Raw genomic sequence first — 10,833 nt, forward strand, 5'->3', positions numbered from 1 at the left:
AAGGCGCTGCGAGCCGCCCAGAACGCCGGCGACCCCTCGTGGGTACGCGAGCTGTACCACAAGGTCACCGCGCTGACCGAGGACCGGGACCTGCTGGGCGTCGCGGCCTGCGGCGCCTGGCGACTGCGCGGGCGCCACCATGGCGACGGCGCTCGCCATGATGGCCAAGCGGCGCGGCGGGCCACGCATCCGGGCCCAGCTGCTGTACTACCCGATGACCGACCCGCGCTGCGACACCGCCTCGCAGCGGCGCTTCGCCTCCGGCTACCTGCTGACCCGCGCCGCGCTGGAGTGGTACTGGCAGCAGTACACCGACGACGAGCACGAGCCCACCGCCGCACCGGCACGGGCGAGCGCGGCGGACCTCGCGGGGCTGCCGCCCGCGCTGATCGTCTCCGCGGAGGCCGACGTCGTCCGGGACGAGGGCGAGCAGTACGCGCGCCGGCTGCTGGCGGCCGGTGTGCCGGTCACCGCCGTCCGATACCTGGGTACCGTCCACGACTTCGCGTCGCTGGACCCGTTGCGGGACAGCCCGCCGGCGCTGGCCGCCGTCCGCCAGGGGGCCCTCTTCCTCAAGGACGCCCTGGCCGCCCGGCGCTGACGCCAGTCAACTTACTGATGCGTCCGGAGCGGTGGGATTGCGATGCTGACCTGCGTAAGCCGCCCACCGGTGGCACGTACGCGCATGGAAAGAGATCAGGCAGCATGTCCGATATCAAGCCCGTCCTCGAAGGGGCCGCACAGGCGTTCGCCGAGGCGACCGAGAACCCGCCGTACCTCTACGATCTCGGCCCGGTCGAGGGCCGCAAGGCCGTCGACGGCGTCCAGGACGGCGACGTCCCCGTGCCGGACGCCGACATCGAGGACCTCACCGTCCCCGGCGGCCCGTCGGGCGAGGTCTCCATCCGGATCTTCCGGCCGGCCGGCGCCCAGGGCACCCTGCCCGTGATCCTTTACATCCACGGCGCCGGCTGGGTGTTCGGCAACGCCCACACCCATGACCGGCTCGTCCGCGAGCTCACCGTACGGGCCCAGGCCGCGACGGTCTTCGTGAACTACAGCCTCTCCCCGGAGGCGAGGTACCCCACCGCGATCGAGGAGATCTACGCCGCGCTCCAGTGGATCTCCGAGCACGGGGCCGAGCACGACCTCGACCCGGCCCGCATCGCGGTGGCCGGCGACTCGGTCGGCGGCAACATGACCGCGGCCACCACCATCCTGGCCAAGCGGCGCAACGGGCCGAAGCTGGCCGCGCAGCTGCTGTTCTACCCGGTCACCGACGCCGCCTTCGACACCGGCTCCTACGATCAGTTCGCCACCGGCTACTTCCTCAGCCGCGACGGCATGAAGTGGTTCTGGGACCAGTACACGACCGACCCCGCCCAGCGGGCGGAGATCACCGCGTCGCCGCTGCGCGCGAGCCTGGACGAGCTCGCCGGGCTGCCGCCGGCGCTGGTCATCGTGGCCGAGGCCGACGTGCTCCGCGACGAGGGGGAGGCGTACGCCGCCAAGCTGCGCGCCGCCGGCGTGCCGACCACGGCCGTGCGCTACCAGGGGATCATCCACGACTTCGTCATGGTCAACGCGATGCGCGACACGTACGCGGCGAAGGCGGCCACGCAGCAGGGCGGCGAGTTCCTCCGCGACGCGCTGCGCCCTTGAGCGCCCCGGCCAGCCCACCCCTGATCAAGGAGCCTTCCCCATGACGGACAGCACCACTCCCACGGTCGTTCTCGTGCACGGCGCGTTCGCCGACGCCGCCAGCTGGACCGGCGTCATCGCCGAACTGCAGGAGCACGGCGTTCCCGTGGTGGCCCCGCCCAACCCGCTGCGCGGCCTGGCCTCCGACGCGGCGTACATCGCCTCGGTGGCCGCCCAGATCGACGGCCCCGTCGTGCTGGTCGGCCACTCCTACGGCGGCGCGATCATCACCGTGGCCGGCGCGGCCGCCAACGTCGTCGGCCTCGTCTACGTCGCCGCGTACGTGCTCGAGGACGACGAGAGCCTCGGCGAACTGCAGGGGCGTTTCCCGGAGCCGCCGCTGGGCGCCAACCTGCGGCAGTCGGCCTACCCGGTCGAGGGCGCCGACCCGGCGGTCGAGTTCACCATCGCCCCCGAGGCGTTCCCGGAGATCTTCGCCGCGGACGTCCCCGCCGAGGTCACCAAGATTCTCGCGGTGGCGCAGCGGCCGCTGGCCGCGGGGGCGTTCACCGAGACCGCGGCCACGGCGGCCTGGAGGACCAAGCCCTCCTGGGCCCTCGTCGCCACCGCCGACCAGGCGATCAACCCCGAGGTCCAGCGGTTCGGAGCCGAGCGGGCGGACGCGACCGTCGTCGAGGTCGAGGGGGCCTCGCACGCCGTCGCGGTGTCCCGTCCCAAGGACGTGGCCGACCTGATCCGCGAGGCGGTCCGGGCCACCTCGGCCTGACATACGCGGGTTTTACAGCCGGGTGACCAGCAGGGCGACGTCGTCGCCGGCGCCGCTGCTGATGCCCAGGGAGCTCAGGGCGACGTCGGCGAGGCGGTCGGGGGTCAGCCGGCTGCACGGGGCGAGCGCGGCGGTCAGGCGCGCCAAGCCGACGTCGATGTCCTCCCCGCGGCGCTCGATGAGGCCGTCGGTGTACAGGACGAGGGTGTCACCCGCGGTGTAGGGGAGCTCGCTCTGGGGGCGGGCGACGTGGTCGGGGCGGGTGCCCAGGGGAGGGTCGGTGGCCTGGTCCAGCAGCGTGCAGGAGCCGTCCGGGTGGAGCAGGACGGGCGGCAGATGCCCGGCGCTGCTGTAGGTGATGCGGCAGCCCGCGGTGTCGATCACGGCCTGGACCGCCGTGGTGGCCAGCGCACCCTCGAGGGAACGGGCGTACAGACCGACCACCTCCAGCGCCGGGCCCGGCTCCTTGACCGCGCGGATCGCCGCGCTGAGCGCGCTGCGGAGCATTCCCATGACCGTCGCGGCCTCCAGCCCTTGGCCCACGACGTCGCCGACCGCGACGGCGAAACAGCCGTCCGGCAGGTCGACGACGTCGTACCAGTCGCCGCAGACGTTCAGCGTTCCGACGGCGGGCAGGTAGCGCACCGCGATGTCGTCGGGGTGGAGGTCCAGGTCGGGGCAGTGGAGCATGGCCTCCTGCAACGCGAGCGCGACCTGACGTTCACGGGCGTGAGCATGGCGCAGCTCCTCGTTCAGCCGCTGCAACTCCTGCGCCCGTGCGTACAGCTCGGCCTCCATCGACTCCTGCTGCCCCGCCGAAAGGCGGACGGCGGGCTGCTGAGCGGAGCAGGAGTGGACGAACTCCGTCACGTCCTCCACCCGGTGCAGGATCCACGACACCGTCCCGTCCGCCGCCAGGACAGGGGTGTTGATCGGGGACCACCAGCGCTCCTCGAACGCTCCGGGGCGGTCGGCGAGCGGGATGTCGTACTTCTGCAGCACCATCGTGTCCGCTTCCCGGTAGGTCAGCACCCGGTGCAGCGAGGCGCGCAGGTTCTTCACGCCCTCTGCGCAGGGGTCGTCGGGGTTGTCGGGGAAAGCGTCGAAGATGTGCCGTCCGATCAGCTCCTCGGCGGTGCGGCCGGTCGCGCGCAGGTAGGCGCGGTTCACGTCGACGATCATCAGGCCCGGATCCAGTACGAGGCACGGGCTCGGCGTGGCGGCGAACAGCGCCGCGTAATCGATCTGCGGCGCGCCCGGCTTGCGTGCGCCCTGCCTGTGCGGGCCGGCGATCCTGCCCACGCCATCCACTCTACGAGGTGTTCTGCCTGCTCAGAGTAAGAGGTTCACCTGTCGAGGTCCACGGGGCCCGGGGGATTGCCGAGCGTGAAAGCGCCGGATCGCGGCGCTTTCACGGCTGGCTGGTCAATCGAAATAGCACGTGTGGACGGGGAAAGGCTTGTCCGCCGGGACGTCGCACTGGCGGGTGCCCAACTTGTCCCCGTTGTCGGCCCAGAAGTCCACGTCGATCGTGCCCTTCCACCACCATTCATAAAGCTTGCTGCAGCGCTGCTGCCGACGGTCGCCGTCCAGGAAGAGCTCTGGCGAAGCGACATAGTCGCCGTTCTGGTTCCAGCCATTGATGATGGCTGCCCTGATGTCATAGTGTCCGGGCTGGACACATACGGTGACCTCGACTCCGTTGGACAGAATCGACTGCGAGTCCGCCGTGGCCGGCGCGGTGGCGAGAGCGCCGGACAGTCCGGCGGCCATCGCCAAGGCGGCCAGGGTCCGGCCGGTTGCTTGTTTCATCGAGCGAAGCGGCATTGGAGACCTCCGTCATCTTGGGGGACAGGATGCCGAGGTTTTCTGCGCATCCCGTTGCCATTGACAAGAATGCGGGCCGGTCGTTGGCGGCACGTACACAATTGATTTACGCCGATATCCACATGCCGAAGGCGAGGGTTGTCATGCGGTGGAACCGGAGGGGCCTGGCCTGGTGGCGATCGGCTCCAGCCGTACGTTCGGCTGGAGCCGATCGACTCTCGTCCGTCAGCCCACGTGCAGGCTCGCGAGGAGCTGCTGCACCTGATGCAGCAGCGCGTTAAGAAGCGACGCCAGGGCGTTCATGACAACACCGCCTTTTCACTCATAGTGATGATCTAGTCACTCTAAGCTACATCATGCAGGCCGGTTGTCCCTCGTACTGGATCAAGCGTGTAGGCGTGGCGCGCGCTCATCCTGCTGGCGGAAAACTTTCGGTGGCCCGTCTTTGAAAGTTTCAAGGAGGATGCCGACCTCATCCAGCGGTAAGGCTGGACTCCTGCCCTCCAAGGCCGACGATCGTTGACGTCATGGTTAACGCTTACTACTCTCCGCCGAGAAATTATCTCACCAAATCTCGGAAAACTTTCTCGCCCCAGGAGGGCTCATGAGAGGGTCCATGAGGAGACGCGTCACCCGTCTGATCGCTCTGGCCGGAGCCACGGTCGCGGTCACCGCCGGCTTGTCCCCGCTCCCCACCCTGCCGGCATCCGCCGCCACGACCGCCACCGTCTCGGTCGACGCCGGCCAGACGCTGGCCACCATCCCCGCCGTCGGCGTCGGCATGAACGTCGCCGTGTGGGACGGGCGGATGAACGATCCGGTGACATCCACGCTGCTGAAGGACGCGGGTGTCAAGGCCGTCCGGTACCCGGGCGGCGGCTACGCCGACGGCTACCACTGGCAGACGCACACGGTCGAGGGCGGCGGGTACGTGGCGCCCAACACCGGGTTCGACGCGTACGTGGCCACGTCCCGTGCGGCCGGCGCGCAGCCGATCGTCACCGCGAACTACGGCTCGGGCACGGCGCAGGAGGCCGCCGACTGGGTGCGGTACGCCAACGTCACCAAGGGCTACGGCATCAAGTACTGGGAGATCGGCAACGAGATGTACGGCAACGGCCACTACGGTGCCCAGTGGGAGATGGACAAGCACGCCGGCAAGAGCCCCGCCACGTACGCCACCAACCTGCTCGACTACATCACCGCGATGAAGGCGGTCGACCCCACGATCAAGATCGGCGCGGTCCTGACGACGCCGGGCAACTGGCCGGACGGCGTCGTCGGCCCCGGCGACACGATGGACTGGAACCGCACCGTCATGTCCATCGCCGGCTCGCGGATCGACTTCGTGATCGTGCACCACTACCCGAACAGCGCCAACGAGGCCGAGCTCGTGACCAAGCCCCAGGCCGAGGTCCCGAGCATGACGAGCGCGCTGCGCGCACTGATCAACCAGTACGCGGGCGGCAACGCCCCCAACGTCGGCATCGCCGTCACCGAGGACAGCTCCAACTACGCGTTGAACACCTCGCCGTCCGGCCTGTACGCGCCGGACGTCTACCTGACCTGGATGGAGAACGGCGCGTTCAACATCGACTGGTGGAACCTGCGCAACGGCACCGACTGCAGCAAGGTCACCACCATCCAGGGCGCGACGGACTACAACGACGGCGGCGTGGTGTCCAGCGGGGCCTCCTGCGAACCGGCCGCCAACACGCCGTTCCCGCCGTACTACGGCATCCAGATGATGACCAGGCTCGGCGCCTCCGGCGACGCGCTGGTGCGGACGACCTCCTCCACCGCGATGTTGTCCACGCACGCGGTCAAGCGCGCCAACGGCGACGTGAGCGTCATGCTGATCAACAAGGACCCGGACAACGCCACGACGGTCAACCTCTCCTACAGCGGCTTCACCCCGTCCTCGGCGACGCCGACCGTGTACTCGTACCTGAAGAACGCCTCGTCGATCGGCTCGGCCTCCACCGGGAGCGCCGCCGTACAGACCGTGCCCGCCTACTCCGTGGTGGTCGTCCAGCTGCGCGCGGGAAGCGGCGGCGGGACCGGCGCCTGCCGGGTCGACTACACCAAGAACGAGTGGCAGGGCGGGCTCACCGCGAGCGTGACGATCAGGAACACCGGCGGCAGCGCGGTCGACGGATGGCGGCTGACCTTCACGTTCCCCGGCGACACCAAGGTGACCACCGCCTGGAACGCGAGCGTGACGCAGAGCGGCGCGGCGGTGACGGCCACCAACGCTTCCTACAACGGCGCCATTCCGGCGGGCGGCTCCCAGTCGTTCGGGTTCCAGGGCACCTGGACCGGCAACGACGCGAACCCCACCGGCTTCGCGCTCAACGGGTCCGCCTGCTCCGCCGGCTGACCTGAGCACCTGGCGGGCTGCGGCTCGCCCGCACCACCCAAGGGGCCCGGTACGACCGGCGCGGGCTCGCGGTACGCCTGGACGAGCGGCACCACTACGAGATCGAGGCGCGGGACGGCACGGTTCTGGTCGTCGCGCGGATCGGCTCGTTGCGACCGACCGTGGCCACCCGGCCCGCGCCGGCCGGGCCGATCAGGCTGCGGATCGACGTGCTCGCCGCGCTGCCCGCCGACCGGCATCCCCGCAAGGAGCCCGACGTCGTGCGCCTCGGCGTCGAGGCGGCGGACGGAGCGTTCGACGTGCTGGCCGAACTCGACGGCCGGTACCTGTCGACGGAGGTGGCCGGCGGCTTCACCGGCCGGGTGATCGGCATGTACGCCGCGTCCGGCACGGTGCGGTTCGACTGGTTCGACTACGAGCCTCTCGATCACGACACAGGGCCGGGGCAGGTTATCCTTGCGCCGTGAACGGGCCCACGACGGGCGACCGGACGGGGCCGACGAGGAGGGGAGCCAGGTTGTCACACGCCGAGTCGGGCGAACCGGTGGCTGACCGGGAAGGCTCGCGAGGCGATTCGTCCAGACCCGTGACGATCTCCTACATCGCGGAGACCGCCGGAGTGTCGATCCCCACGGTCTCCAAGGTCATCAACGGCCGTTCCGGCGTGTCCGCGGACACGCGTGCCCGCGTCGAGGCGCTGATCAGCGAGTACGGATACCGCAGGACCAACCGCAGCAACATGATGGAGCTCGTCTTCGACGAGCTCGAGCACATGTGGGGGACCGAGATCATCCGCGGGGTGGAGCGGGTGGCCCGCGAGCACCGCGTGGCCGTCGTGCTGACGGAGTTCGGCCCGGAACGCAACGCGGTCCACTATCCGAGCGAGGACACCCTGGCCCGCCGCCCCGCCTGCGTGGTGACGGTGGCCCAGCTGTCGGCGGAGCAGCGTAACCAGCTGCGCGCCAAAGGCATCCCGTTCGTGGTCTTCGACCCCGCCACCGAGCTGCCGGACGACGTCCCCTTCGTCGGAGCGACGAACTGGTCCGGCGGGCGGTCGGCCACTCGCCACCTGATCGAGCTGGGACACCGCCGCATCGCGATGATCGGCGGCCCCGACCGGACCCTGTACTGCCAGGCCAGGCTCGACGGCTACCGCTCCGCCCGGGAGTCCGCCGGCCTCCCGGTGGAGGCCGACCTCGTCGTACGCACCCTGCTCACCACCGAGGACGGCCGCGCCGCCGCGCTCGAGCTGCTGAACCGCCCGGAGCGGCCCACGGCGATCTTCGCCTGTAACGACCTGCAGGCGATCGGCGTCTACCAGGCCGCGCGGACGATGGGGCTGCGGATCCCGGCGGACCTGAGCGTGGTCGGCTTCGACGATCTGCCCATCGCCGCCCTGGTCGATCCGCCGCTGACCACCGTCCGCCAACCGCTCACCGAGATGGCCGCGGCCGCGACCGAGCTGGCGCTCGCGCTGGGGCGCGGGGAGGAGACGCCGCAGGCCGGGTTCGAGCTGGCCACCACCCTCACGGTCCGGGAGAGCACCGCTCCACCCGCCGACCGCGAGGGCGCCGGGGGGTGACGGAAGGCCTCACCAGCCGTGGACCGTACGTGACGGCGGATCTCGGTCCGACCTCGGGCCCGGCCGACGCCTACCTGGAGCAACGCTCTGAGCTCGTAGAATCGGACCACGTCTCGGGAATGGGAGTTCCATGGCCGCGCCTGGTCGACGACGAGTGACCATCGCCGATGTGGCGACTCACGCTCAGGTCTCCGTCACAGCGGTGTCCAAGGTGATCCGCAACGCCTATGGTGTCAGCCCGGCCATGAAAGACCGGGTCAAGGCGGCCATCCAGGAGCTCGGCTACCGGCCGCAGGCGGTGGCCCGCGGCATGCGCGGGCGCACCTTCACCATCGGATTGGTCCTGCCGCACATCAGGAACCCGTTCTTCGCCGACATCCTCGACGGCCTCACCGAATATCTGGAGAACACCGACTACCAGGCGTTCATGATCCAGGGCGGCGCCACCCGCAAGGTCGAGATCCGGGCGGTCGACGCCCTCATGGACCGCCAGGTGGACGGCATCATCATGGTCGCCCCGCTCGCCTCGAAAGCGCGCCTGGAGGAAGTGGCCAAGGAGAAGCCGACCGTGGTGCTCGCCCGGCACGAGCGATCGTCGTACTACGACTCGGTGTTCGACGACGACGAAGCGGGCGCCGAACTCGTCGTGAAGCACCTCATCGAGCTGGGGCACCGCCGCATCGCGCACATCACGCACCAGGACGACAGCCAGGCGCGGCCGGCCGACCTGCTGCACAACATCCGGTCGGCGACCTACGAACGCGTGATGCGCGAGCACGGGCTCGGCGACGAGATCGCCATCGCGACCAGCTTCTATCACGAGCAGGGCGGCTACGAGGGGGCTCGCGAGCTGCTGAGCCGTCCGACCCAGCCGACGGCGATCTTCGCCGGAGCCGACCAGGCGGCGCTCGGCGTGCTCGCCGCGGTCCACGAGGCCGGCCTGGCCGTCCCGGCGGACGTCTCGGTCGCCGGCTACGACAACATCCACCTGGCCGCCCTGCCCAACATCGCGCTGACCAGCGTCGACCAGGACGGCGCCGAGATGGGCCGGGCCGCGGGCAAGCTCCTGCTGGAACGCATCGAAGGCCGCATGACGCCCGTGCGCTTCTCGGTCACCCCGAGCCTGGTCGTCCGCGGTTCCACGGCCGCGCCGGGAGAGTCCGGCAGCTGAGCTTCCGGCTGCGCAAGCAGGGTCTCACGCTGCCCGCCGTAGAAACCGTTACCGATTTAGACCCGGTTGCAGCGACTCAAGCTGGGAAAAAGCTGGGTACCGTTACCCAAAACATGTCTTGACACTCCTTCCACGTAACGCCTACGTTAACCGCATCGGGGAGTCGCTTAAAACGATTCAATAACCCTGGAGGGGTGTGTGAAGACCTCCCACCGCACGCTCGCGACGGCTACGGCCGTCCTGGCGCTGGCGGCTCTGACCTCCTGCGGTTCCGGCTCGGAGCCCGCCGCCGACGGCACCGTCACCCTCTCCTTCATGACAGGCAGCGACCAGTCGACCGTGGACACGTCCAAGGCGCTGGCCGATGCCTTCATGCAGGCCAACCCCAAGATCAAGGTCAAGATCGAGAACCAGCCGGGCGGCAGCGAGGGCGACAACATCGTCAAGACGCGCCTGTCCACCGGCGAGATGACGGACGTGTTCTGGTACAACTCCGGGTCGCTGCTCCAGGCGCTCAACCCGGCCCAGAGCCTGGTCGATCTCACCGGGGACCCGGTGGTGGCGAACGTCCAGCCGGACTACCTGCGGGTGGTGACCCAAGGGGACCACGTGTACGGCGTGCCGGCCACCGCCGCGTCCGGCGGCGGCATCCTCTACAACCGCAAGATCTACGACAAGCTCGGCCTGAAGGTGCCCACGACCTGGGCGGAGTTCATGGCCAACAACGAGAAGATCAAGGCGGCCGGGATCACGCCGGTGATCTCGACGTTCAAGGACACCTGGACCTCGCAGCTGTTCGTCCTGGCCGACTTCTACAACGTCCAGGCCGCGGCGCCGGCCTTCCCCCAGGACTACACGGCCAACAAGGCCAAGTTCGCCACCACCCCGGCCGCGCTGGCGAGCTTCCAGCACCTGGCCGAGGTGCACGCCAAGGGCTACCTCAACAAGGGCTTCGGCTCGGCCACCCTGGACCAGGGGCTGAAGCTGCTCGCCGAAGGCGAGGGCGCGCACTATCCGATGCTCACCGCGATCCTGCCGCCGGTGCTGGCCACGAGCCCGCAGGCCGCGACGGACATCGGCTTCTTCGGCATCCCCGGCACCGACGCCGCCAAGAACGGCGCCACCGTGTGGGAGCCACCGGCCATCTACATCCCCAAGAGCACCAAGAACCTGGAGGCAGCCAAGAAGTTCGCCGCGTTCGTCGCCTCGCCGGCCGCCGCCGAGGCCATCAGCAAGGTGGTGCAGCCGACGGGACCGTACCGGGTGAAGGGCGCCAAACTGCCCGACAACGCCATCCAGGTCGCCAAGGACGTGCAGGCGTACATCGACAAGGGTTCCACCTCGCCGGCCCTGGAGTTCCTGTCCCCGGTGAAGGGTCCGTCGCTTGAGCAGATCACCGTCGCGGTCGGCTCCGGGCTGACGCCGGCCGCCGAGGGGGCGGCCCA

The 10,833-nt window shown here is 69.7% G+C and carries 9 protein-coding genes and 1 pseudogene; 8 read left to right on the plus strand and 2 right to left on the minus strand.

Translation table 11 applies throughout. The features are described from left to right. Positions 1-121: 121 nt before the first annotated feature. From ACWDX9_RS53155 to ACWDX9_RS53165, 3 genes and pseudogenes are all read left to right on the plus strand, one after another. Positions 122-601, plus strand: a pseudogene (locus ACWDX9_RS53155) (alpha/beta hydrolase fold domain-containing protein); the annotation flags it as partial. A 104-nt stretch (positions 602-705) separates the two neighbouring features. After that, positions 706-1,662 carry an alpha/beta hydrolase gene (locus ACWDX9_RS53160; RefSeq protein ID WP_449969692.1) on the plus strand — a complete coding sequence of 319 codons (957 nt, stop codon included), beginning with the start codon at positions 706-708 and terminating at the stop codon, positions 1,660-1,662. A gap of 40 nt (positions 1,663-1,702) precedes the next feature. Continuing rightward, entirely contained in the window at positions 1,703-2,428 is a 726-nt protein-coding gene (locus tag ACWDX9_RS53165; protein ID WP_449969694.1) for an alpha/beta fold hydrolase, read from the plus strand. A 12-nt stretch (positions 2,429-2,440) separates the two neighbouring features. Here ACWDX9_RS53165 and ACWDX9_RS53170 read toward each other — a convergent pair whose 3' ends face one another. After that, positions 2,441-3,730: a PP2C family protein-serine/threonine phosphatase gene (locus ACWDX9_RS53170; RefSeq protein WP_449969697.1), complete on the minus strand. Its 1,290-nt coding sequence runs from the start codon at positions 3,728-3,730 to the stop codon at positions 2,441-2,443. A gap of 123 nt (positions 3,731-3,853) precedes the next feature. Beyond that, positions 3,854-4,255 (minus strand): hypothetical protein, encoded by a 402-nt coding sequence (locus ACWDX9_RS53175; protein WP_449969699.1) that lies wholly within the window; start codon positions 4,253-4,255, stop codon positions 3,854-3,856. Between the two features lie 604 nt (positions 4,256-4,859). Between ACWDX9_RS53175 and ACWDX9_RS53180 the strand changes: the two genes are divergently transcribed. The 5 genes from ACWDX9_RS53180 to ACWDX9_RS53200 all read left to right on the plus strand — a co-directional run. Continuing rightward, a complete protein-coding gene (locus ACWDX9_RS53180) occupies positions 4,860-6,635 on the plus strand; it encodes a cellulose binding domain-containing protein (RefSeq protein WP_449969701.1) in 1,776 nt (591 codons plus the stop codon). 17 nt (positions 6,636-6,652) lie between these two features. Further along, on the plus strand, positions 6,653-7,102 hold the full coding sequence (locus ACWDX9_RS53185) for a beta-xylosidase family glycoside hydrolase (RefSeq protein WP_449969712.1): 450 nt from the start codon (positions 6,653-6,655) through the stop codon (positions 7,100-7,102). A gap of 119 nt (positions 7,103-7,221) precedes the next feature. Continuing rightward, positions 7,222-8,217, plus strand: a complete 996-nt coding sequence (locus tag ACWDX9_RS53190; RefSeq protein WP_449969704.1) for a LacI family DNA-binding transcriptional regulator — start codon at positions 7,222-7,224, stop codon at positions 8,215-8,217. Positions 8,218-8,386: 169 nt separating this feature from the next. After that, positions 8,387-9,388, plus strand: a complete 1,002-nt coding sequence (locus ACWDX9_RS53195; protein ID WP_449969707.1) for a LacI family DNA-binding transcriptional regulator — start codon at positions 8,387-8,389, stop codon at positions 9,386-9,388. 198 nt (positions 9,389-9,586) lie between these two features. Next, positions 9,587-10,833: ABC transporter substrate-binding protein (locus ACWDX9_RS53200; protein ID WP_449969709.1), on the plus strand; the 1,247-nt coding region annotated here is incomplete at its 3' end.

The organism is Nonomuraea sp. NPDC003201 (assembly GCF_053590415.1).

Excerpts from the sequence above, each read along its gene's own strand:
- ACWDX9_RS53160 (WP_449969692.1), top strand. The coding sequence starts at position 706 with ATGTCCGATATCAAGCCCGTCCTCGAAGGGGCCGCACAGGCGTTCGCC.
- ACWDX9_RS53165 (WP_449969694.1), top strand. The coding sequence starts at position 1,703 with ATGACGGACAGCACCACTCCCACGGTCGTTCTCGTGCACGGCGCGTTC.
- ACWDX9_RS53175 (WP_449969699.1), bottom strand. The coding sequence starts at position 4,255 with ATGCCGCTTCGCTCGATGAAACAAGCAACCGGCCGGACCCTGGCCGCC.
- ACWDX9_RS53180 (WP_449969701.1), top strand. The coding sequence starts at position 4,860 with ATGAGAGGGTCCATGAGGAGACGCGTCACCCGTCTGATCGCTCTGGCC.